Here is a 23,372-nt window from a genome sequence, read left to right on the forward strand (position 1 = left end):
TTACAAACGTTCGTTCTTATTCAATGGTAAATAATAGTTTTGTATTTTACAGAAAAAGGCTTATCGAGACTATTTCAAACACAAGCGAAACCAATTTGATCCCAACCGGTACCAATCACTATGTGAGCGAGACTAAATGTAGCCGAACCGAGACCAATACAAAAAGAGTGCATTTTGAAATAAATAAATAAATAAATCAAAACGCACTTTGGCAATGGACTATTAAATTCTTCTTGGTATTTTTAGTAATGCTGAATATTTCCTAGTTGGATTTAAATTAGCTTTTTGGGTAAGCTTCGGAAGAAATATATCGTTCTCTAATTATGTTACAATGATGCAGTTCATGACCGGCAATAATAACGATTAGTGCACGTACTGTTACTTCGGAATTGTTTGCTGTTCCACGGCGCAGAAAATCTTTGCTTAATAGACTTTTAATTAAATGAATGGTTGATTGGCGAACTATATACAAATTTTGGAGAAGATCCTCTACTGACTCCTTATCAAAAGATGCATTTCGAACATATTCATTGTCATTATAACCAGGAAGCGCTACGGTTTCGCCTCGAGCTATGGAGAGTAGCCTAAATCCCATGATACGCTCTGTATCTGCCATATGCCCAATCACTTCTTTTAAGCTCCATTTTTCAGGCGCATAACGGTAAAGAGCTTGCTGATCAGAAATGTCTTGCAGTAAGGTAATAGTCACTTCAATTTGATGTTGTAAAGTTTGTATGAAATCCCCTTCAGCTACCAATTGTACATAAGTTGAATAATATGGTGCGTATTCATTTTTCTTTAGCAATTTGTGCATACATATTCTCCTTTTTATTACTTCTCTACACTATAAAACATATCGTATCATATTTAATAATACCTTTCGTATATAATCAATGATTGCAAAAAGGACAGACTCATTTCAGCCTGTCCTTAGATGTATATTTAATTGCTAATTTTCTTAAAATAAACGATTCAAATTCGCCATTTCAATTGCGGACACTGCAGCATCATATCCTTTGTTCCCTACTTTTGTACCAGCACGTTCAATCGCTTGTTCAATTGTTTCCGTAGTTACAATGCCGAACATAACTGGAACACCAGTAGATAAACCGACACTTGCAATGCCCTTAGCAGTTTCATTACATACATAATCGTAGTGTGTAGTAGAACCACGAATAACAGTACCAAGACCGATAATTGCATCATATTTTTTCGTTTCTGCCATCTTTTTTGCAATAAAAGGAACTTCAAATGCACCAGGTACCCACGCAACATCTACATTTTCCTCTGCAACGCCATGACGTTTCAAGCCATCCAATGCACCGTCCAATAATTTACCATTAATAAATTCATTAAATCTACCAACAACTACACCAATTTTTAAATCTGTACCTATTAAATTTGCTTCAAATACTTTTCCCATTCTTCATCTCTCCTATTAGTTCATTTTTATATTTAATCAAACTGTTTGTTCTTGTTCATTTAGATATTTCACTAATGCTTCAATCGTTACAAACTTTAAATTATGAGTCTCCGCAATAGTATGTAATTCTGGAACTCTCGCCATGGAACCATCCTCACTCATAATTTCACAAATGACTCCGGCTAGTTGAACTCCACAAAGTTTAGCAAAATCAACGGCAGCTTCCGTGTGACCAGGACGCTCTAGCACACCATTTTCTTTTGCTACAAGTGGGAACACATGACCAGGTCGGCGGAAATCTGAGCTAACTGATTCTACATTTAATAGCTGCAACATCGTTTCGGAGCGCTCAAATGCGCTAATACCTGTTTCCGTCGTTTTATAATCGATACTGACAGTAAAGGCTGTTTGATGATTGTCCGTATTGTGTTGGACCATCGGATTCAAATCAAGACGATCCGCTAACTTTTGGGTTATAGGTGTGCAAATCAACCCACGACCATACGTTGCCATAAAGTTAATGTTTTCTGGGGTCGCATAATCTGCCAACACTAGAAAATCTCCTTCATTTTCTCTACTTTCATCATCTACAACAATAATGATTTTTCCTTTTTTTAAATCTTCTACTGCTTCTTCAATTGTATTGAACATATGTAACGTACCGCCTTTTCGTTAGAATCCATTTTGCCTTAAAAAGTCCATTGTGATAGGTGAACTTTCTTTCTTTCGCTCCAAGTGATTTATCACGTACTTGCCAAGTAAATCATTTTCAATGTTCACTACATCATGCTCTCGTTTAATGCCGAGAAGTGTTTCACTAAATGTAAGTGGAATAAGGGAAACAGTCAGCTGCTTTGGCTTTATATCGAAAATAGTTAAACTAATGCCATCTACTGCAACCGAACCTTTTAGCATACAAAATTTACTTAGTTCTTCACTAATGTCAATATCCACGTATACGGCGTTTTCGACTTTTCTTTTTCTTAAAATGACGCCGGTTCCATCCACATGTCCGGAAACAAAGTGACCGCCAAATCGACCGTTTGCAGGCATTGCACGCTCCAAATTAACCGCATGACCAATTTGTAAAGATTGAATGCTTGTAGACTTTACTGTTTCTGGCATAACATCCACTGTAAAGAGATTATTCGAGAAGGAAATGACTGTTAAACAGACACCATTAACCGCAATACTATCGCCTAAATGGATGTCTTCTACAATCTTTTTAGATTCCAGCGTTAACTGCATACTATTTAGTCCGCTTTTCATCGATTTAACCTTGCCTAAGTCTTCTACAATTCCCGTGAACATTAAATACACCTCTTTTCTATTTCGAAATTTTTACTCAAAATTAAAACCCCATAGAAACATCTCTAAGGGGGATTTAGGAAAGTTATGTTTTACGCGTCAACAAATAGACCTCTTGAAGTAGTATTTTTCTCCATAAGGAAATAAGCCTGCACGTACATCCTTCTCCCATCCAGACTATACTGTCGGCTTTGGAGTTGCACCAAATCCTGCCTTTTAAAAAAGGCTCACGGGCTTAGAATTGCTTCATCACCGTCGATTGGGAATTTCACCCGACCCCGAAGGACTACATGTATGAAATTTTGCTAGGTTTTATTCAAAAATAAAACCCCATAGATATATCTCTACGGGGTGATTAGGAAAATTACAATTTACGCAACAACAAATAAACGTATGGAAGTGTATTTTTCTCCATAAGAAAATAAGCTTGCTCGTACATCCTTCTCCCATCCAGACTATACTGTCGGCTTTGGAGTTGCACCAAATCCTGCCTTAAAAAAGGCTCACGGGCTTAGAATTGCTTCATCACCGTCGATTGGGAATTTCACCCGACCCCGAAGGACTATTCATCTATAAAAAAATTATAGCACTTTAAGAGAAAATTTTCATGTATAAAAATAAACTTAAATTGCTTCATTTCTTTTCTTGAAAGTGAACACAAAGAAAGACAGACTTATTTCAGCCTGTCCATCTACTTTCTTTACATATTATTTTTTTACTAGTTTAACCATATAAGACATTGCTTCATTTAAGTCAACATTCTCATGATACTCCCAAGTCTTGTAGTTCATCGCCCCACCAGGTTTAATATCGACAAGCATAAGGTCAGTATTCTCTAATAACATTTTCAAATCTTGAGGAGAATAACATCTTAAAGATTGAGTAACTTTCCCATCCTCATCAAACCAAGTATCAAGCATGCGGCAATTCATGAAATCAAAGTCATACTTTCGTAGTGTACTTCCTGTCCTCATCTTTTGGCCTGCAACACTTGCCCAATACCAAGGAGTATAAATATCGATTAATATACATCCATCGGGTTTTAGCCAATTGCTCAATCGTTTTAATAATTTGTGTTGATCTTGATCATCACCAATGACAAATCCATCTATATAACAAATAACGTCAAAGGATTTATCAAGTTCGACCTTATAAAAGTCCCCCTCGATGATTTCAAGATCACCGATTAGCCTAAGTTCGCTTTTCAGCTTTTTCATGTAGTCAATTCGAGATGTTACTAGCTCTACAGCTGTAACATCATATCCTTTTTTAGCAGCTGTTATTGCAAACTCACCGCCTCCAGCACCTAACTCCAAAATGGACTGGAAAGGTCTAGAAGCAAAAGTCTCTATTTTCGTCAATATTTCCTCATGCTCTTCGTTCGGGCCTTTAAAGCCGTCTTTATATAATTGAAATTGTTTGTCGTAAAAATTCTTTACCCATTCCATACTGAACACTCCTTATTCAACATTTTTTTCATTCAATAAGGTCGATCAGGATGAATCAATTGTAAAGCAGCATATAATGCCCTCCGATAAATTGTAGTTCAATATATTATAACAAAAAAATCGTTCTATTCAAAAAAAACAAAAAAATGGATCAGTAACATAAACAGATAATAGGTTACATGCCTTTTTAGTCAATATATATTCGAAAAAACATATGAAATAATTAAAATAGTATTGGAACTTACATAAAATCACCACTCATGAATCCTCTCAAACGGGATATTTAACTCTCGTATTTTTTGGTCGATTCGGATTCGAATTTCCTCTGTTAATAGACCATTTTTCTTAAGTTGAAATTCCTCTCCATCTGGAAAGTAGAATACATAAAATGGCTGGACGTCATTTTCTAAGTCATCAAAATAATGAATACTATCTATACTATCCCACGTGTAGCTTTGTTTATCTTGGGAAAATGCATGACGGAATGTTATGGCTTCCCCTGATAATGATACATACGATAAAGATCCACCATGTAAAAGAACAAGGCACCCACATGTACATAAAACAGCGAGTACTATTGATAATTTATTCATATTCATTAGCCATAATGCAACAAATGCTAGGAGTAGCAAGAGCATCGCAATTCCACATAGCATAAAGTTAATCTTAGGAACCTGTGTTATCCAAACGCCTCGCTCATAATACAAAGTCTCCGCAACAATAAGTGGTTCAAAGAAAATAACAAGCGGAGAAAATAAAAATAAACATATGGCCAATGCCATAAAAATATGTCGTCCTTCTGTTCTACGATACATGATACATCCCCCTCCTCTTTGCCCAAACGAACAATAAAATTACAATAAGGATACTAGTGACACATACGAGCATTCCACTTGTAAAATCCATATGAAAGTTCCATAATTGCCTAGCGATCTCTCCATCTAGAATGCTAGGAATTTTGAGCATTTACTCACCTCTCCGACTCAAATAGTTTATTTTTTCAAATACGCTTCAATTTCCAGATATTCATTCTTCAGTAATAACTTAAAATAATCAAGCGTTTCATAATCAAAGCAATCCAAATAAGGAACAACTTTAAAGTAAAGCGTTATATCTTCTCCTTGCTTGACTTTACTTCGCGCATCGCCTTTAAAATGAAGGAGAAAATAAGATTTTGTATCATTTTCAAAACGAATGGTTGTTAGATTCGTTGTTGCATCATATTTAACTTGCATTACTTTATCTAAGATAGCAATCTTATCTCCGATTTCGTAGCCACCAAAGTACTGTACGTACGAGCGATTTTCTTCATCAAATTGTAGATCATCCATTTCCCAAAGTGTCATTGGATGCTTTTCACCTACTTTGTTTTTATGACTTGCTGATACACGGACAAACTTATACTCTTCATCTCCTATAATTTCCTGACTACCACGGATGAAACTTGTTGGCTTATCTACGCATGCCCCAGCGCTATTAACAAATACACTTTCTGTTTTAAAATCCTGCCGAACGATAAAAAACAGAACTAGAGCTACTACAATCGTTAGTGGCATTATGATGACCATTGGTACAAATGCACTTTTCCAAGAGGAATGAATCGGAGTATGAATTTTATTACGCAGTGATTCAACGAAATCTTTGTCAGGTTCTAAATCTGGACGATCTGCTAAGGCCTTTAACCAATTAGGATCTTTTTCATCTTGCATACAGGTCCACTCCAATCTCTAGCTTTCTATCCTTCTTCATTTTTGCAATCGCTCGGTGATAATCCACTCGTACCTTTAACTCGGTGCATCCTAAAATGGCTGCCGTTTCTTTATTACTGAATTCTTTTAATCCTTTTAAAATAACGAGGCTACGGTAATGCGGTTTTAAAGAGAGTAGTGCCTCTTGCAATAAAGCCCAATCCTCCTGCATCAGCACTCGCTGTTCTGCAGTTTCCCCACTAAGTTGGCTCTTTTTTTCTAACTTGCTAGGAAGTAGCCGTCTTAACACCTGTTTCCTATGAATATCGACAGCTGTATTGCGAGCAATGGATAATATCCAAGTTTTTTGCTTCGTTTCATCCTTCAGTTGTGAAAAGTTTCTCATCACTTTAATAAATGTTTCTTGTGTAATATCCTCTGCATCCTGCTTATTGTTTGTATAATACAACGCAAATTGATAGACATCCCGGTAATATTGGTTGTATAGCTCTTCTATGTATCTATTTGTTCGATCCAACATCTCACCCCATTTATTGGCGTTTGTAATAAGTCGTTTGAGAATTAAACCTGTTTCAAAAAAAAGAAGCATATTCAAAAGAAATTTGAATATACCCATAAATTCCTTATTAAGTTAATTATACCATTCGAATAATTTCAATTTGAATTTTCTAAAAATAATTAGAAGTGAATAGATTTTTAAGTTAATATATACAGAAGATTACATTTAGTTTTATTCAAATTTGTAGAAAGAAGGTTTTTAAAATAAATATATGCTTTATTGGTGGTGGGAATCATCTTAACAACGAACTGAAAGAGGTTATTCATCAATTATCTAATTATGTTATGACAGAACACAAAGTATTAATCATTCCATTTGCAACGGAAGTATCTAAATATGAAGGCTGGTTTAAAATAATTGAGCAAACTTTCAACATAATAGGAAACAAAAATGTGGAGCTGCTCCAGTTTGAAACGGATGCTCACGACATGGTTAGGAAAATTAGTGCACACGATGTACTTTATTTAATTGGAGGAAGACCAGATTTGTTAATGCAAAGATTACACGAAAAAAATCTAATACCTGTAATTAAGCAGTTTCAAGGCTTAATAATTGGTTATAGCGCAGGTGCGTTAGTTTTATCTAATGATTGTATTATTTCAAAAGATGGGGATTATCCCAAAACCAATGTAATAAAAGGGATAGGATTGGTTGATTTTAGTATAGAAGTACATTACGAACCGAGCATAGATGAAGAAATAATAGGATTATCTAATAAAAGGGAGATATACGCCATTCCGAATGGTTCTGCAATTTTTTCGGATGGTACAAAAATAATGTGTATAAACGAAATATATCACTTCAGTAATTTAAAAAAAGAAAAAATTGCTCTCTTATAATCTTCATAATTGTCTAATCTAAGTATTTCCAGTTGAAATAGAATAAAATGAGGTGGGATAGTTGGTAAATGATGTGAAAGTTTTGCTCATGTATAAATGTAAATACTTATCCGATGAGGAAAAAGTAGAATTACAAAAGGCAATAGAATTCTCAGAGAAAGCACATATTTATCAAAAAAGAGCGACGGGAGAGCCATATGTTATTCATCCACTGGAAGTATGTCTAATATTATCGGAGTATGAGGCAGATTTAACCACTTTAATATGTGCATTACTGCATGATGTTGTGGAGGATACCGAAGTTTCTTTGTCTGAAATCGAAGAGCATTTTGGCAGTCAAGTTGCTTACATTGTGGATGGTTTAACAAAGTTTGAAAAAGGTGTATTTGAAAAAGAAGAGTACAGTGCGGTTAACACAGAAAAACTTCTCTCCATGGCGATACTTGACATTCGAATTGCTGTAGTTAAACTGGCAGATCGGCTGCATAATATGAGAACGCTCGCAATTAAAAGAATCGAAAAGAAAATACCTTATGCAAATGAAACCTTATTATTCTTTTCCCCACTTGCCGAAAAGATAGGCTTGTATAAGATGCAAGAGGAATTAGAAGACTTAGGATTTAGCTATTTAAATCCTCCAAGATATACTCTGTTTAAAAAAATTATGAATGATTATACGCAAGTATATTCTGAGATATTTAATCAATTTCTTCATCATGTACATGAAGAAGATTCAAGTGAATTCATCGTTCATACAAATTGGAAGAAACCACCCCTCTTTCAATTATATAATCTAGTAAGCGAAGGACATAATTTGCAAGAACTTTTTACAATTCACATAACTACGAAAACAACCCTTAATTGTTATATTGTTCTTGGCACTATCCACTCCCTATTCGAGCCGGTGCCTAATCAATTTGTAGACAAAATAGCGATTGAAAATCACCCATTTTTAAAATATCTAGAGACTAAGGTTAAAATTGAAGATTTGATTCTCCGTGTGATTATTCAGGATGAAGCTACAAAAACCTACTATGAACATGGTGTTTTTGCCAAGCTAAAAGAAAATGATATTCAAAGTTTAAGTAATTCTTTATTAGGTACGTCTATCCATTCTGTAAAAACGATTGCTAAAAATTCAATAGCATTTTGTGAGTTAATTTCATTTGAATTATTTCAGAAAGAAATAACGGTGTTCACTCCGAAAATGGATGTGATCATATTACCAATAAATTCAAACATCATTGATTTTGCATATGCTTTAGATCCTTCACTTGCAAATAGAATGTCTTTCGCAAAAGTAAATAGTGAATTCCAGTCACCCCAAACAGTCCTACAAGACATGGACATTATAGAAATCCACACCAAAAATAAAATAACAGTGGATGCTAAATGGTTACACCATGTACAAACATCGAAGGCCCTTAAAGAAATAATGGGGGTTGTTAATAAAAGTAAAAAAATACTAAATTTTTGACTATGTCAAGTCAACGGAAACTGTCTAATTATCTCATAGCAACCCCTTGAAAACATACCATTCAGTCTTTTAAACAATATTACCATTTCTTTTTACAGATATATTTCCGCTTTCATTTAACATTTTCATTTACTAACCTTCCAACAATTTAATGTAAGGTATCTCGGTACCATCAACAACAGCAACGTAAAATCCCTTGCCCGTTGCGTATATTTTCGTTCCAACAGGCAACTTACTTGCTGTACCATTATTAAAGTTGAATGCTGATACTTTTTGTTTTGTTATTTCCCCAACTTGGTTCCCTAGCGTATAGTAGGTATCTTGTACCCATTCAATATCTTGAGCATTGGCATATACAATATCTTCTAAAAGAAAAATATCTGCATCTCCATTTTTAAGCATATCTTTTGGTGTTGGATTTCCAGTTGTCATTCCATTGGAACAACCTGAAACTATTAATGAAACCAAAGAAACAAAGAATAATACACGAACTATTCTTACTTGATTATTCCATTGTTTTAACAAAAACACAGAATTTACACTTCCTTTTATTAGAAAAAAAGAGAAAGGGCGGCTCTTTAATAAATTGTTAAGCATCCCTCTACTCATTGATTTAGATATAACTCCAATTCTTTTGATAGCACATCAAACGCTATTCTTTTAAGAGAATACTTTGCATCGATAATCTCCACTAACTTAGCTGCTCTTAATATCTTTAGATGATGGTGGATGGTAGATTTACCGATATTTAAATTTTCGGTAATATCCTGCAATGTTCGATCGTGTTCATATAGTAATTTAACGATTCTTAGACGTACCTCATCCCCGAGTGCTTTGTGTTTTTGCACAATAAAGTTATTCGGTGTATAACGATCATTAGGTGTAATACTTTCATCGGCAATAGGATAATAAAAGACCTTTGTACCTTCAATATCTGCCTCAATGTTCCACGGACGATAGATGTATTGTGGGATTAACAACACGTTATGAATACTAGGTTCTGGCAAATATGAGACGCCCCTTGTAGCCCATTCAACCAACTCTTCTGGAGGCATATTATCTAACATCTTTTTCTTCATTTCATAATCTGTTTTCAAGATGGTTTGAAGACGGTATAAATCTTTCTCAATAATCGCTTCATACCAATCCGTCATCACATTAATAAGGTGTTCTTTTAATCGTCTTCCATTCGCTTGGCAAATGAATTCAATATAGTTAGGAAAAAATGAATGATCATTTGTAAGCTTCATCATTTCCTTCATGGCCGATTCTTCGCCTAATGCAGCTCTTCGTCTTAATTCTTGGTATTTATTTCCGATAAAAGGTAGACAAATAAATGTTAAATCCTCTAAAGGTAGTGCCTGAATAAAAGAAGTAAACTCTTTTAACTCATTGAAGTCCCCAATATGGAGCAACTGTAGCAAAGCCTTCCATGTATTTTTATTTGAAACAAAGTCTAATTCCACTAGTAATCCAACAGGTAGGGACTCTTTTAATTCCTCCCAATAATCTGCTGGTTTTTCTAACGTTTTAATAATAGGTGTATTAGTAATTGCAGCAATCCCAAGTGCACACTCCCACAATACCGAGTATGTAACGTGAACTTGATACGTTTCCCTCTTTCTACTTGTATGATTTAATACTTCCATTTCATCACCCCCCACTGTAAAATTCTATGTATTTAGAATATACTATTCAATTGTTTTGGAATCAATAGAGAAATTTATTATTACAAGAAAAACGGTTTTTCGTAGTGTTATGCCCCTAGTTGCAATGATTTGAGTCCCTCTAATTGATGGATAAATTCCCCAGAGTACTTAATATTCTTATAGAACATGTGAATATCTCTACCTTTAAGTTCTGTATTTATAGCTCATTTACCGTAGTAACCTTGATCGCGAAGTGATTCCGCCACTTCATGAACCTTTTTGAGTACTCAGTACTAATTGCAAAACAATTTATAGAAATCATGTGTTGCTTAGCTAGGTGAATCTATTTACACTTTATAGAACTTCGAGACCAGTAGTACTAGAACCAAGACCAATTCAACTTAAAGCGAGACTAATTGGGGTTCACTGTAAATTTTTATTCTCCTTTAGACAATAGATTGAAAGCATTTATAAATACTTTTACTTTGAATGGCATGTTTAGATAAAAATAGATTTTCTCAGCCAACGAGGCTTCTCTTCAAAATAGCATAAAAACTCATTTGCAATTTATCATTGCAAATGAGTTTTCTTCTACAACTATCCTAAGACATTTGCTAAATTCAATTATGAAAAAACCTGTTATTTAACTAGATTTTTCATTCCATTAAAAAGACGTTTTTCCGCATTCTGGAAAAACTTCTAATATCAACAATCTTTGCAATAGTTCTTGTTCTAATTCAATAATCGTTTATAGTTTTTGGAGTTGCACAGACATTATAATTGTAGTGTTACAGTTCGCCCAATAATTTTTTAAGTTTTCCAATACTTTCTGTTTGACCGTATTTAGCCCCTTCGAACGCCCCTGGATTATCACTGATTCCAGTTTGATCAAGATGTAGATGGGTACCTCCATCTTCGGACTTTGTAAAAGTCCAAGTGACTGTATGAATTTCAGAACCGGTTCCCAATTTGTAAGACAACTTATGAGGTTCGTCCACTTCGAGTACTTCCCCATTTAAAATTCCATCCCACCATTCATTTGGCTCCGCTCTGAATTGAAAAACATGTCCAACGACCGGTTTAAAGTCATTTTTCCACATCCATTTCGCAAGCACTTCTGAATCTGTTAGTGATTCCCACACTTTATTGATTGAACTTGTAAATTGAAAATCTAATGATAAATCTTTCATTTTTTAATCCTCCATTAATAATTTTTTTAAAAGTGCTACTTTATCATTCCAAAACTTCTCATAAAAGGTTACCCAATCCTGAATTTCCCTTAAGGGATCCGCATTTAGTCGATATCTTGTTTCTCTCCCAACTTTACGATCGGCAACTAGACCAACTTCTTTAAGGATAGCTAAATGTTTTGAAACAGCAGTACGACCCATTTGAAATTGAGTAGTTAATTCGTGAAGTGGTAACTCTTCTGCCTCTGCCAACAAACGTAGCAATTTACGCCTAGTTGGATCAGCAATAGCTACATAAACATCACGCTCTTGACTTTTCTCGTTCAAAATCACCCACCCTTTATAAATCGGCCACCAATTGGTGTCTTTATTATATGACACCATTTAGTGTCCAGTCAATATATATATTTTTGACATAATGCATTTATTTTATTCGCCTATCATCAAGAATATTTGTGCCCTCTTTATTATGAGTAAAATTGAAAACAAATTTAACTGGGGTCAAATAAATCAACTAGAAGTAATGACACTGCACCTATTAATGTAGCATCGTCACCAAGTTTAGTTATCCTTATTTCAGTTTGTTTTGCCTTTGGTGTTAATGTACACATGTCAATTGTTTTAAGTATTTCCGGTAAGATAAATTTCTCTGACTTAGTAACTCCTCCTCCGAGAACGATTCTTTGAGGGTTAATAATATGGATTAAATTCGTTAAACCAATGCCGATAATTCTTCCGGTTTCCTTTAATATTGCCGAAAACTTTTCATTGCCTCTCTCAGCAAATTCATAGATTTTTTCTGCACTTAAATAGGGAAACTCATCATGATTTTGTGACGTTCTCTTAGTTACTTTCCTTGCAATGGCAGGACCAGTTATAAATGTTTGCAAACACCCACTATTGCCACATTCACAAATTTCACCATGAAGATCAATGGTAATATGTCCCACTTCCCCAGCAATATCATGAGCACCATGATATAATTTCCCGTTAACAACAAGTCCAGCTCCTACTCCGTGACCTATATTCACAGCAAGCATACTATCTAAGACAGCATGATCCCCAAACCAAAACTCTCCTAATGCCATCGCACGTGCATCATCTTCTACTTTAACAGTCAGATCAAATTCCTTTTCTAGTTCTGCTTTAATCGGAATGTTCGTCAGACCTAATATAGGAGCAAATAGAGATGTACCTGTTTCTACGTCCACCACGCCATGCATGGCAACACCTATACCGATGACATCTTTCGAATCTGAAGAAGTGATTTCTAGTACATTACGTATGCATGCCTTTAAAGTATCTAAGAATTGGTCGTTGGTTGATAGTATTGTCAACATACTGGAATTCCGTTGCATAATATTTCCTGACAAATCGGTTAAGACAGACTCGATCATTTCCAGTCCAGCGTCAATGCCAATAATAAAAAATCCTTGATTGTTGATTAGGAGCATGGTCAAGGTAGATACCCTACCAAATTAGATATTACAGTAGTTTATACATTGAATAATAAAAATGAGTTCCTCATAGATTATTCCGCTAAGACGAATAAAACAACAGTTCTTACAATGACAAATCATTCGTATTTCAATTTAAGCGAGAATTTAGCTTCGACGATACACAATCATCATATCGTGATTGATAGTGATGAATTTGTTGAACTGGATAAAGAATTAATTCCTACCGGAAAGAAAATCCACGTAATGAATACTCCATTTGATTTTCGAAATGGAAGAAAGCTTGCGGACGGCATTAACTCCAAATTCACACAAAATATGGTTGTAAATAATGGCTATGATCATTATTTTATCTTTAATCATCAGCAACTAGAAAATATTGTTGTAATAGATGAAACGAGTGGACGTAAAATGACAATTAAGACAAATCAACCTGGTGTACTAATGTACACAGCAAATTCCCTTGATGAAAACCTTGCATTAGCGAATGGAAATTCAAAACCTTATGTAGGCGTTTGTTTTGAGACACAAGCCTCTCCCGCCTCTTTGCATCACGATGGGTTTCCCACAGTTACATTGAATGCGCAGGAAACATACAAAAAACAAACTGTTTTTGCATTCGGTCTAGTAGAATAAGTTTAATAAAATATTAGAGTCAAGCTAAATTCTGAACAAGAAAAACCGCTAATGAGGATTATTAGCGGTGTTTTTTGTTTTAATTACCTTCCCTTTAACTTTTTACAAGTTTAGCTAGATAAGGTATACAAGTTATTTCTGTTATCCTAAAATGAGTGATCAAATTCTCAGATCAACCTCATCGTTTTTTCAAAAAGTTCCTATCGTAATAAAAGTTTCTTTTGAGCAAAATATTTTTACAAAGACAAGATACCGTGTTATTATATTTACATATACTAAAAAGTGGATTTTATTACCTTAAAAGTTGGCCTAAGGAAACATTTTGACATATAAAGAAATTTAGGAGGGATGAATAATGAGTTCTCAATCCAAAAATAAGTCCAACCAGCAGGGATGGTTGAAAGAAAGTTCTAATGTGAGTTTGGAAGAGGTAAATAGCTCAGTTAATGTTCCAACTAAGGGAGGATTTTGGCGAAAACTTTTGGCTTTTGCAGGACCAGGTTCGTTAGTAGCTGTAGGATATGTAGATCCAGGAAACTGGGCGACATCCATTGCCGGCGGTGCACGCTTTGGATACACCCTATTGAGTGTCATTCTACTTTCTAATTTAATCGCCATGTTACTGCAATCATTGTCTGCAAAACTTGGTATAGTTACCGGAAGAGACCTCGCACAAGCAACAAGGGACGCAACTGGCAAGAAAACGGCCATTTTTCTTTGGATTTTAACGGAACTTGCAATAATTGCAACAGATCTTGCAGAAGTTATTGGTTCAGCTATAGCCTTAAATTTATTGTTTGGAATTCCCCTTCTGTTAGGAATTACTATTACCACATTAGATGTATTACTTTTACTTTATTTGCAAAAGAAAAGCTTTCGGATTATCGAATCGATTGTCATCGTATTAATGTTTACTATTTTCGTTATATTTGCATTTGAAGTGATTATTTCCAAACCTGAGATTTCTGCATTATTTGGCGGGTATGTACCACAAATGGAAATTGTCACGAATCCAGGCATGCTCTTTATTTCCCTTGGTATATTAGGCGCTACAGTCATGCCGCATAACTTATATTTACATTCTTCCATCGTTCAAACGAGAAACTACAAAAGAACAATAGAAGGAAAAAAAGAGGCATTAAAATTTTCACTTATTGATACTACATTTTCTTTAACTACAGCATTTCTTATCAATTCGGCTATTTTAATTCTTGGAGCGGCTGCATTTTATGGAACGAGTTTAAATGTGTCTGAAATAGAGGCAGCATATGCATTATTAAGCCCAACGTTAGGAGTTGGGATTGCAAGTACATTATTTGCGGTTGCTTTACTTGCTTCCGGGCAAAACGCTACGATTACCGGAACAATGAGTGGTCAAATTGTGATGGAAGGATTTATTCATTTACGAATTTCCCCATGGCTACGTCGCTTGATCACACGTTTATTAGCAGTTATCCCTGCTTTTATTGTGACTTGGATTGCTGGATCAAAAGGAACAGGGGAACTACTTTTGTGGAGTCAAGTTGTATTAAGTTTAGCCCTCCCATTTGCAGTTGTACCTTTAGTTTTGTTTACTAGCGATAAAAGGAAAATGGGTCAATTCGCCAATAAATTACCCGTTAAATTATTAGCATGGATATGTACCGTGTTAATCATCATTTTGAATATATTTTTAATCGGTTATATTATCATTACTGGGCAAGACTTAGGTTAAAATATACATTGAAAAAGCGGTATGATTTGATCAATAATAATACCGCTTTTTTTCATGTGAAAGTTTTAGAAGCTTATTGGTAAATTTAATAGAAAAACACTTTTTCTTGTAGTTAACTGGTACTCAGATTAAGTTATGTGGCACTCACTCCGGGTTATATGTTACTCAAGTGAAAAAAGCATGTAAAGAGAAATAAAAGTAAGAAAAACTATCTAACTTAAGCTTTATTTCAACACATTCTTGTGTTTCCCTGTGTTAGTCATTATTTAAAGACGATTTGTTTCTAACAGGGGGCCTGGCTTGCTGTGTCTAAATTTATTTCGTATTTTACTTCAGCATAGTTTTTAATAAGTAGTTCTTCGTTTATACAGTTACCTGTTCTTTTATCAATCGTTTTTCTCCAAATTTCATTTTGTCTATAATTCTCGTCTTTCTTCTTAGAAAATATGTGATTTCTTTCTTCTATATGGTAAGAATAATAAACTTTTTCGTTTGTATAGATGGATCCTTTTAAGTGCATATCAGTTAACCAAACATGAATTTGATAGGAATGTTCCGTTTTATTTTGAAATCTTAAATCTACAAAGTTGAAAAAAACACTTGCACCGCTTCCAAAAGGAAGAACTCTTCCTTCGTCAGGGAATGGGTCAAAACTATGATGATGTCTTTCTAAAATGGTTAATGGAGTGTGTAAGACCATCCAATAGAGTAGGTTTGCGAGTTGACAGATTCCACCACCAACTCCTGTTTTCACTTCTCCCCTTGAGAGTTGCATACCTTCAATATATCCTTTTGCTTTAGTTGTTTTCCCTACTAATTCCCAAAATGAAAAAATCTCACCAGGGTGGATGACGATTCCATCTATTCTATTCGATGCAATGGATAGATTCACTATTTTATTTTCTTGAAGTTGTGGATCGCTATCACCCAACCGCCTCCTTAAGAGCGATTGGTGTTTTTTACATGTATAAGGATAAGAAATCTTGCTCTTATTCCTTGCAAAATTTTTTCTATCTCTCACGTTTTGTAAAAAACGAAATAAGGTCTTTTGTTTAACTCGAATACGGTATAGAGACGGATGAATCTCTGAAAATCTCAAATTATTCCCCCTTCCAGATCATTCAGTTATTGGACCGATCCTTCAAAAAAATTCCTTAAAGTATAACATTCAAACAGTTTTTTGGTATCCAGCCTACTTCACCATTTATCCTTTTAATAAGAATATATCCGTCACATTCCTTATCCACGAGCCAAATCTTTTCATCTCGTTTAACAGACAAAAAAGTTGTACTGAGATCAGTCTTACAAAATATCAAACCATCATTAACTCTTAGATATTCATTTTTTATCCATTGTTTTATTCCTAGTTTACTATTTTCACAAAGAGTAAAGAATTCCTCTCGCTTTATAATCTGCATTTCATAATTTGGATAAGTCACGGTTCCAATTCTGTTCGTTAAATCGGAATAATCTTTTTGTACAATCATTTCTTCTGTTAACTCATCTACATATGTATATGAAAATGTATTGTTTTTAATAATTAGTGCATTTAACTGTCCGTCTTTTTTTATTTGATTTCCCCCATCTAATGCGATTACTTTTTTATCCAAGTCAATTAACGGGTTATGTGAACTTATCTGCTTTGCTCGATAGTTCACGACAGGCCAGTGCCCTACTATGACAGTTTTATCAGCTTGGTGTGCTTTTTTATAAAAAGATTCTGTATATAAAGCAAACTCTTCTCCTGTTTGATGCCAATCTTCTATGTTTTCAATGCCTGCATGAATGACAATAAATTCATCTGTTTCATAAGCATTTGGCAGTGATTCCATCCATCCAATTTCATCATGAAAATACTCTCGATAAAAATGAGCTAATTCAGTTAAGTTATTAAAATCATCCAATGTTTTACTATGTAATGTTAGCATTTCATTCAAAACAGAATTCTGTTGTTTGTTCATGTAAGGAATGATTCCCTTACTCCCATTAAATACATAACGATATACAAGATCACAATTTCCTTTTGTTATATACACTTTATGAGATTGCTCGGATAACTCCCTAACATATTTAACAATCTCTAAGCTGTTTGGCCCTTTTTCGCAAAGATCTCCGTTTATAAATAAATAATCCTCATTCGTATAATTCACCTTGCTCAAGAGTTCTTTAAAAAGCTTTAAATTTGCATGTATATCGGAAATAACTATTGAACGCACTGTTTTATCTAATTGCACCCTTCTTACGTCAATCATTAACTCAACTCCAGAATATTTTTTCTTTTAAGAATATTATATCAAAAGAACCTTATTGTTTGTAATTTAATAGAGATTAATTCATATAAAAAAAGCTTTAGACACACCCGAAAAAGCGTGTCTAAAGACTTTATTACTCTATATGTTCAATTTGAACCAGATGTTATGGAATCTTCACTTCTTTTCCAGTTTGGAGGTAAATAATATTTCCTTTATGAGAAAGGGACATTTCCTCGCCTTCCATTAGCAAATAGGTTAGTGCATTTCTTTCCATACTGACCTTTATTAATCTATCTTGATATTTTAAACGAAACTCAAGCGAATCCCATTCTTCTGGAAGTGATGGTGCTAAGAAAAGACCGCTTTCCTTAACTCGTAAACCAGCAAAACCAAAAACAATAGCTAGCCAAGTACCACCCATATTCGCCATATGAAGGCCGTCTTTTGTATTACCATGTGTATTTTCCAAATCTAGTCGGGCAGTTTCTTTAAAATAAGCATACGCTTTTTCTTTATCTCCTAATTTAGAAGCCATGACACTAAAAACACAGGAAGAAAGCGAAGAATCATGTGTTGTAATTTGTTCATAGTAATTATAGGAATTTTCTATTGTTTCGATATTTTGTTCATCTTCCAACAAAAAATGTGCCAGGATGGTATCCGCCTGTTTACATACTTGGTACCGATAGAGTGTTAAAGGATGATAATTCAGCAAAAGCGGAAATTTATCTTTTGGCGTATTTTCTAGATCCCAACGATCCTTTTGTAAAAAACTATCGTCTTGTGCATTGATTTTGAATTTCTCATCATATGGAAGATACATTTTTTCTCCCGCAACGGTCCATTCGTTTACTTCTTGTTCTGAAAGACTTAGCCTTTCCGATAATTGCTTCAGATAGTTGCTATCATTTTCTTTTAATCGATAATACACCTTAGCAGCCCAAAGTAAATTATGTTTTGCCATGACATTTGTATAATAATTATTATTCACAATACACGAGTATTCATCTGGACCAGTTACACTATCGATTCGAAAGATGTCATTTATCATATGACCAGTATCTATCCATAAACGAGCAGTTTCAAATAGGACCTCTGCCATATAATCTCTTAAAAATGTTTCCTCTTTCGTTACTAAATAATATTGGATATAACTATACGCAATATCTGCGCTTATATGATACTGCGCAGTTCCTGCAGGAAAAAATGCCGAACTTTCTGGCCCTGTAATCGTTCTCCACGGGAATAAAGCTCCCTTTTTATGTCCCATCTCTTTCGCTCTTTCTCTAGCACTATCTAAAATAGAGAATCGATGTAGTAATAGATTTTTAGCAATGGACGGATTCGTCATTAAGAAAACCGGGAACATATAGATTTCTGTGTCCCAAAAATAATGCCCTTCATAGCCTTCGCCAGATAAGCCTTTCGCAGCAATATTACTTACAGGATCTTTTCCAACGGATTGTAACAGTTGATAGAGATTAAAGCGAATTCCCTCTTGAAGTTTCATATCTCCATTAATGATCACATCAGAAGTACTCCAAAAGTTATCGAGGTATTCTTTTTGTTCTATTAATAAGTCTTCAAAGGTTGCTGCTTTTAGCTGTTGTTGTATAGCAATTGCTTTTTCGATAACTGTGTCCTCATGCCTTAATGTATCTGTGTAAACATTGTACTTTGTAAAATGAATAGCTTTACCCTCACATATATACGTCTCCTCTACACTAGTATCCGTTGTTTTACTTTCATACTTATATTCTTCAGAATTAACCGTAGAAGAAACGACACATGCCACTTCGAGCTTGGTTGCATAGGTCCTATTTTTAACAATGCTAAAATTTTCTTCCTTTCGAACTTCTGTTACATGTAATCGTTTTGCATGACCAGAAGCAACTCGAGGATCATTTTTATCCACAAAATTTGAAACGTCCCCATTTACCGACGAAACAATCTTCACCTGCTGCACTTGACTTAACAGCTCTATTTTAACGTCTATCGCAAAAAGTTCTCTTGTAACAAAAGATATGAGTCGTCTAAAATTGATTTTAACTTCTTTCCCTCTCGGAGATTTCCAATGTACGATTCGTTCAGTATAGCCTGCATCCATATGCAAGTTTCGTTCAAAACTTATAACTTCTCCTTCATACAAAGTGAAAAGTTCATCATCTAAATAGATTTCAACGGTTTGCCCATCAATGACATTTAAGATTTTTTGTTGAGTCTCTGGAAAACCATGCAATTTCTCCCCATAACTAATTTCTATTTCATCATGAAAAGCATTGATATATGTACCTCGAATCGAATTATATGTATCCTTATAGCCCTCCTCGAAATTTCCTCTTACACCTAAATAACCATTCCCTAAAGATAAAAGGCTTTCGTTTAACAATAGGTTTTGATTATCCATTTCTGACTTAGTCAATTTCCAGGTCATAAAGCCTTCACTCCTCCATAATGTATGTTAACGAAATACAGTTTTCTCTTTATATCGCTTTACGATTTCTTCAAAAACCAATTTGGAAGTATCCCCCACTAAATAGTCCGCATGAGATAAATGTTCTATTGTACCAACACCAACGGAGAACATATTTGCTTCATTAATAGCTTCTATCCCAGCTGCAGCATCTTCTATCCCTATACAACTAGAATAAGGAATCCCTAAGTGATCTGCGGCAGTTGTGAAAGTTTCAGGATTTGGTTTTCCTTTTTTGACTTTAGATGCATCTACGATAAAATCGAAGTATTTCGTAAGTCCTAGCTGATTTAATACTTGAACCGCATTTTTACTTGCTGAGCCAAGAGCAACTTTAATATTTAGCTCTTTATTTTTTTTCAATAAACACTCTATACCCGGTAAAATATTTGTAGAATTAATAGATTCTATTAATTCCAAATAGTACACATTTTTTTGATTTGCAAGATTCACTTTTTCTTCTTTAGTGAATCTAACTAAAGAAGAATTTAGTTTCAGAATTTGTTCTAAAGAATCCATGCGACTTATTCCTTTAAGTTGCTCATTAAACTGTCTATCTATGGATACGCCAAGTCCATCTGCAAGTTTCTTCCATGCAAAAAAATGAAATTCTGCCGTATCGGTAATAACACCATCAAGATCGTATATAAAAGCTTGTGGATATTGGGTCATTTGGTTCCTTTCCTTTCTTTATCAGTGATTTAACAGTGTTTTAACACTTTCTCGTTCCATTAATAGATGTTGTGCATAAACATGCTTCTCATCCATTCTATTTTCGATCAAGTCTAGCAAAAGTAGTGCTGACAACTTGCCGATTTCAAAAAAATTTTGGCCAATCGTAGTAAGCTGTGGTTGAGTAAAACTGCTAAGCAGTAAATCATCAAATCCAGTAACGGAAATATCTTCTGGAATTCTCAATCCTGCTTCTTTTACAGCCTTCATCACACCAAATGCCATTAGATCACTAAAGCAAAGAAATGCGGTAGGTTGTTTCCTTTGCAAATATTCTTTTGCTAAAACATACGCTTCTTGTTCTGAAAATTGAGCATACAGCACGTGTTTATCATCTAATTCCAAATTATTAGCTTTAAAGGCATCCTGCACTCCTTTCATACGCTCTGTATTCACGTAGGTTTCTATCGTACCTGCAATGATGACAATATCACGATGATTACGTTCCAATAAATACTCGGCAATCTCTCTACTAGCATCAGAGTTGTTAATGGAGACGCTTCCTATCAATCCATTTTCTGTTTCTGTCATAATGTCAAGCACTACACAAGGTATATTGGTATCTATTAGTTCCTTATAATACGGGTCATCAATACGAATTCCCTGTAAAATTGCCCCACCGATATTTCGCTCTCGACAATATTGAGCATAGCTTTTTTGTTTTTGTCGCAACGAATCGATAAGATAGATGGACAATTCAAACTGACTTTCCGAAACAGCGGTATAGACTCCTTTGAATATATCAAATGCATTGTTGTCTTTTTCATTATTGTTAAGGACACCAGAAGATATCAATCCAACAGTCATTTGTTTTTTGGATGATAAATTTTTAGCGACTATATTTGGTGTATAATTCAGTTCATTCGCAATATCGAATATCCTTTGTCTTGTTTTTTCATTGACATCTACATAATTATTAAATGCTTTTGACACAATACTTATGGATACTCCCGCTTCTTTGGCGACATCTTTTATCGTAGCCATTTCAAAAAGTCACTTCCTACATTTATTTTATATTCACACTTCTGTTGTTTACCACTTTTTTACACAGAATACTTATATGGAAAGCAGTAGAATTTGTTTATTTTCATTACGGTATGGAAGATATAATTTCTGGTACTCCACCATTTTTTATTACACGTAATATAGAACGAATTAGGGATTATGCGCAGTATTTATATAATGCGCAACATGTAATCTAAATAGTAACCACCGGGATTTAGCGCTCTGGTATTCGCTTTCCGCGGGCGTTGCCTCAGCCGCCGCGCTAAATCCACATTATGTAGTATTATATAAAATAATAACCAATAAGTGAATAAGCTAAAAAATACGCTTTGAATGTGTCCACTGTCTCTTAATATAGCTTTTACTTTTGCATGGTATTACACATTATTAAATGTCCACTACATAAATTGCACATAACGGTAGTTATCTTGCAATTAGCAAAAAATGGCATCTTCTTATAGTAGAAAGCATCTATCCTATGGTAACGAGTCCCTTTTTGAGCTTTTCGCGACGGCACACACAGAATAGCCAACAAGCTACGTTGATTGTAGCGGAAGGGCGGCGACTCCTGTCGGATAAGTGAGGAAGATGAGCTATCTCAAACGACGCGAATGCGGCGGTGATGGCTCATCGCTCACCCGGCGGAAATCCTATCGGAAACTAACTAATGCGCACTATATAAACAATGCGTTCCTTGCAAGCTTTAATATAGGCAATGCTAGTTTATATAAATGCTGCATATACAAAGTTAAGCAGTCATTTTTGGCTAATCAACAGATCTGTTATATTTATTAACTAATTTATTGGTCAGTGTTTTATTCTCTATCTTTAAAGTTAATCGGTAAAAAACGGCGAAACATAGATAAGCACTTAAAGATCCTGTAAAAAGAGGAAACAAGAAAAGAACCTTTGTTGCACTTAAATAAAACAAAACAAGATTGCTAGTTAAGACGAAAAAGAATAAAATAGGATTTCCAACTGTGACAAAAAACGTATGAATAATCAACTTCTTAATCCCCATTTGATAATGTACACTAAGAGCAAAGAAAATAATTGAATACACAAATAAGGTAACTCCTACTATCAAAAAAATCATTCTTAATAAATCGTTTTTGCTAAAATAATAAAAATCCGCTATCCAAATGAGCCAAATAGACATCAAAATTAGCCCCGACAAAAAACTTTTCTTGTAGTCAGACTTCATGTAGGCAAAGAACGCTTTTGTAAGGGAACTTTGGTCCTTTTTCAACACCCAGTCACGGACTGTAGCAAACATGGCAATTGTACTTGGGATAAATAATGCCGGTATGAAAAGTAATAATGGCAATAAAGATAAAACAAATTCAATGCCGAAATTATTCAAGTATAGACTTAAGATGATAAATGTAATGGGAACGTTCATGAGAAACCATATAATATTAATGGTAGAAAATCGCATGATCCATTCAGTTGATCCGTATATTACTCCCATGAAACCTGAAAACTCTCGCATGTTCACACC

General features: G+C 34.6%; 22 protein-coding genes, 1 pseudogene and 2 riboswitches. Of the genes and pseudogenes, 4 read left to right on the plus strand and 19 right to left on the minus strand.

Translation table 11 applies throughout. From position 1 onward, the window contains the following. Positions 1–277 precede the first annotated feature (277 nt). The 8 genes and pseudogenes from PB01_RS09905 to PB01_RS09940 all read right to left on the minus strand — a co-directional run bounded on the left by PB01_RS09905 (position 278) and on the right by PB01_RS09940 (position 6,504). Positions 278–814, minus strand: a complete 537-nt coding sequence (locus tag PB01_RS09905; RefSeq protein ID WP_151700060.1) for a DinB family protein — start codon at positions 812–814, stop codon at positions 278–280. Between the two features lie 144 nt (positions 815–958). Then, positions 959–1,423, minus strand: coding sequence for a 6,7-dimethyl-8-ribityllumazine synthase (gene ribH / locus PB01_RS09910; RefSeq protein ID WP_151700061.1), 465 nt, complete (start codon positions 1,421–1,423; stop codon positions 959–961). Positions 1,424–1,486: 63 nt separating this feature from the next. Then, positions 1,487–2,074, minus strand: a pseudogene (ribB, locus tag PB01_RS09915) (3,4-dihydroxy-2-butanone-4-phosphate synthase); the annotation flags it as partial. Between the two features lie 21 nt (positions 2,075–2,095). Next, complete coding sequence (ribE, locus tag PB01_RS09920; RefSeq protein WP_151700063.1) at positions 2,096–2,734, minus strand: riboflavin synthase; 639 nt, start codon at positions 2,732–2,734, stop codon at positions 2,096–2,098. A gap of 153 nt (positions 2,735–2,887) precedes the next feature. Next, a riboswitch (FMN riboswitch) is annotated at positions 2,888–3,021 on the minus strand. A 144-nt stretch (positions 3,022–3,165) separates the two neighbouring features. Next, positions 3,166–3,297: riboswitch (FMN riboswitch) on the minus strand. A gap of 141 nt (positions 3,298–3,438) precedes the next feature. Continuing rightward, positions 3,439–4,179 carry a class I SAM-dependent methyltransferase gene (locus PB01_RS09925; protein WP_151700064.1) on the minus strand — a complete coding sequence of 247 codons (741 nt, stop codon included), beginning with the start codon at positions 4,177–4,179 and terminating at the stop codon, positions 3,439–3,441. 251 nt (positions 4,180–4,430) lie between these two features. Beyond that, entirely contained in the window at positions 4,431–4,994 is a 564-nt protein-coding gene (locus PB01_RS09930; RefSeq protein ID WP_151700065.1) for a hypothetical protein, read from the minus strand. 177 nt (positions 4,995–5,171) lie between these two features. After that, complete coding sequence (locus tag PB01_RS09935; protein WP_151700066.1) at positions 5,172–5,888, minus strand: hypothetical protein; 717 nt, start codon at positions 5,886–5,888, stop codon at positions 5,172–5,174. After that, positions 5,878–6,504 (minus strand): RNA polymerase sigma factor, encoded by a 627-nt coding sequence (locus PB01_RS09940; protein ID WP_151700067.1) that lies wholly within the window; start codon positions 6,502–6,504, stop codon positions 5,878–5,880. Before PB01_RS09940 ends, PB01_RS09935 begins: the two co-directional genes overlap by 11 nt. Before the next feature lie 161 nt (positions 6,505–6,665). On the opposite strand from PB01_RS09940, the gene PB01_RS09945 reads away from it, so the two are divergent. Beyond that, positions 6,666–7,286, plus strand: coding sequence for a Type 1 glutamine amidotransferase-like domain-containing protein (locus tag PB01_RS09945; RefSeq protein WP_225986263.1), 621 nt, complete (start codon positions 6,666–6,668; stop codon positions 7,284–7,286). A 61-nt stretch (positions 7,287–7,347) separates the two neighbouring features. Beyond that, positions 7,348–8,763, plus strand: a complete 1,416-nt coding sequence (locus PB01_RS09950; protein ID WP_225986240.1) for an HD domain-containing protein — start codon at positions 7,348–7,350, stop codon at positions 8,761–8,763. 132 nt (positions 8,764–8,895) lie between these two features. Here the strand turns inward: PB01_RS09950 and PB01_RS09955 are convergent, their stop codons facing one another. The 5 genes from PB01_RS09955 to PB01_RS09975 all read right to left on the minus strand — a co-directional run bounded on the left by PB01_RS09955 (position 8,896) and on the right by PB01_RS09975 (position 13,056). After that, positions 8,896–9,294 (minus strand): hypothetical protein, encoded by a 399-nt coding sequence (locus tag PB01_RS09955; protein WP_225986241.1) that lies wholly within the window; start codon positions 9,292–9,294, stop codon positions 8,896–8,898. A gap of 74 nt (positions 9,295–9,368) precedes the next feature. Next, the gene (locus tag PB01_RS09960; protein WP_151700070.1) at positions 9,369–10,412 is read right to left on the minus strand and encodes an ArsR/SmtB family transcription factor; all 1,044 of its coding nucleotides are present in this window, start codon (positions 10,410–10,412) and stop codon (positions 9,369–9,371) included. Positions 10,413–11,200: 788 nt separating this feature from the next. Beyond that, positions 11,201–11,602, minus strand: coding sequence for an SRPBCC family protein (locus PB01_RS21370; protein WP_151700071.1), 402 nt, complete (start codon positions 11,600–11,602; stop codon positions 11,201–11,203). Between the two features lie 3 nt (positions 11,603–11,605). Beyond that, entirely contained in the window at positions 11,606–11,929 is a 324-nt protein-coding gene (locus tag PB01_RS21375) for an ArsR/SmtB family transcription factor (RefSeq protein ID WP_151700072.1), read from the minus strand. Between the two features lie 164 nt (positions 11,930–12,093). Next, positions 12,094–13,056: an ROK family protein gene (locus PB01_RS09975; protein ID WP_151702022.1), complete on the minus strand. Its 963-nt coding sequence runs from the start codon at positions 13,054–13,056 to the stop codon at positions 12,094–12,096. Between the two features lie 48 nt (positions 13,057–13,104). On the opposite strand from PB01_RS09975, the gene PB01_RS09980 reads away from it, so the two are divergent. After that, positions 13,105–13,695 (plus strand): aldose epimerase family protein, encoded by a 591-nt coding sequence (locus PB01_RS09980; protein ID WP_264158176.1) that lies wholly within the window; start codon positions 13,105–13,107, stop codon positions 13,693–13,695. 355 nt (positions 13,696–14,050) lie between these two features. Beyond that, on the plus strand, positions 14,051–15,409 hold the full coding sequence (locus tag PB01_RS09985; protein ID WP_151700074.1) for an Nramp family divalent metal transporter: 1,359 nt from the start codon (positions 14,051–14,053) through the stop codon (positions 15,407–15,409). A gap of 283 nt (positions 15,410–15,692) precedes the next feature. On the opposite strand, the gene PB01_RS09990 is transcribed toward PB01_RS09985, so the two are convergent. The 6 genes from PB01_RS09990 to PB01_RS10015 all read right to left on the minus strand — a co-directional run bounded on the left by PB01_RS09990 (position 15,693) and on the right by PB01_RS10015 (position 23,363). Further along, positions 15,693–16,340 (minus strand): VanW family protein, encoded by a 648-nt coding sequence (locus PB01_RS09990; RefSeq protein WP_225986242.1) that lies wholly within the window; start codon positions 16,338–16,340, stop codon positions 15,693–15,695. A 223-nt stretch (positions 16,341–16,563) separates the two neighbouring features. Further along, positions 16,564–17,661, minus strand: a complete 1,098-nt coding sequence (locus PB01_RS09995; RefSeq protein ID WP_151700076.1) for a metallophosphoesterase — start codon at positions 17,659–17,661, stop codon at positions 16,564–16,566. 163 nt (positions 17,662–17,824) lie between these two features. Next, positions 17,825–20,095: a glycoside hydrolase family 65 protein gene (locus PB01_RS10000; RefSeq protein WP_151700077.1), complete on the minus strand. Its 2,271-nt coding sequence runs from the start codon at positions 20,093–20,095 to the stop codon at positions 17,825–17,827. A 27-nt stretch (positions 20,096–20,122) separates the two neighbouring features. After that, the gene (gene pgmB, locus PB01_RS10005; RefSeq protein WP_151700078.1) at positions 20,123–20,806 is read right to left on the minus strand and encodes a beta-phosphoglucomutase; all 684 of its coding nucleotides are present in this window, start codon (positions 20,804–20,806) and stop codon (positions 20,123–20,125) included. 21 nt (positions 20,807–20,827) lie between these two features. After that, positions 20,828–21,850 (minus strand): LacI family DNA-binding transcriptional regulator, encoded by a 1,023-nt coding sequence (locus PB01_RS10010; protein ID WP_151700079.1) that lies wholly within the window; start codon positions 21,848–21,850, stop codon positions 20,828–20,830. A 787-nt stretch (positions 21,851–22,637) separates the two neighbouring features. Then, positions 22,638–23,363 (minus strand): YesL family protein, encoded by a 726-nt coding sequence (locus PB01_RS10015; protein WP_151700080.1) that lies wholly within the window; start codon positions 23,361–23,363, stop codon positions 22,638–22,640. Between the last annotated feature and the right edge of the window lie 9 nt (positions 23,364–23,372).

It is taken from the genome of Psychrobacillus glaciei, assembly GCF_008973485.1.
Lineage (GTDB): Bacteria > Bacillota > Bacilli > Bacillales_A > Planococcaceae > Psychrobacillus > Psychrobacillus glaciei.

Excerpts from the sequence above, each read along its gene's own strand:
- PB01_RS10000 (WP_151700077.1), bottom strand. The coding sequence starts at position 20,095 with ATGACCTGGAAATTGACTAAGTCAGAAATGGATAATCAAAACCTATTG.
- ribE (WP_151700063.1), bottom strand. The coding sequence starts at position 2,734 with ATGTTCACGGGAATTGTAGAAGACTTAGGCAAGGTTAAATCGATGAAA.
- PB01_RS10015 (WP_151700080.1), bottom strand. The coding sequence starts at position 23,363 with ATGCGAGAGTTTTCAGGTTTCATGGGAGTAATATACGGATCAACTGAA.
- PB01_RS10010 (WP_151700079.1), bottom strand. The coding sequence starts at position 21,850 with ATGGCTACGATAAAAGATGTCGCCAAAGAAGCGGGAGTATCCATAAGT.
- PB01_RS09960 (WP_151700070.1), bottom strand. The coding sequence starts at position 10,412 with ATGGAAGTATTAAATCATACAAGTAGAAAGAGGGAAACGTATCAAGTT.
- PB01_RS09935 (WP_151700066.1), bottom strand. The coding sequence starts at position 5,888 with ATGCAAGATGAAAAAGATCCTAATTGGTTAAAGGCCTTAGCAGATCGT.
- PB01_RS09975 (WP_151702022.1), bottom strand. The coding sequence starts at position 13,056 with ATGCTCCTAATCAACAATCAAGGATTTTTTATTATTGGCATTGACGCT.
- PB01_RS09995 (WP_151700076.1), bottom strand. The coding sequence starts at position 17,661 with ATGATTGACGTAAGAAGGGTGCAATTAGATAAAACAGTGCGTTCAATA.
- PB01_RS21370 (WP_151700071.1), bottom strand. The coding sequence starts at position 11,602 with ATGAAAGATTTATCATTAGATTTTCAATTTACAAGTTCAATCAATAAA.
- PB01_RS09985 (WP_151700074.1), top strand. The coding sequence starts at position 14,051 with ATGAGTTCTCAATCCAAAAATAAGTCCAACCAGCAGGGATGGTTGAAA.
- ribH (WP_151700061.1), bottom strand. The coding sequence starts at position 1,423 with ATGGGAAAAGTATTTGAAGCAAATTTAATAGGTACAGATTTAAAAATT.
- PB01_RS09930 (WP_151700065.1), bottom strand. The coding sequence starts at position 4,994 with ATGTATCGTAGAACAGAAGGACGACATATTTTTATGGCATTGGCCATA.
- PB01_RS09925 (WP_151700064.1), bottom strand. The coding sequence starts at position 4,179 with ATGGAATGGGTAAAGAATTTTTACGACAAACAATTTCAATTATATAAA.
- pgmB (WP_151700078.1), bottom strand. The coding sequence starts at position 20,806 with ATGACCCAATATCCACAAGCTTTTATATACGATCTTGATGGTGTTATT.
- PB01_RS09905 (WP_151700060.1), bottom strand. The coding sequence starts at position 814 with ATGCACAAATTGCTAAAGAAAAATGAATACGCACCATATTATTCAACT.
- PB01_RS09940 (WP_151700067.1), bottom strand. The coding sequence starts at position 6,504 with ATGGGTATATTCAAATTTCTTTTGAATATGCTTCTTTTTTTTGAAACA.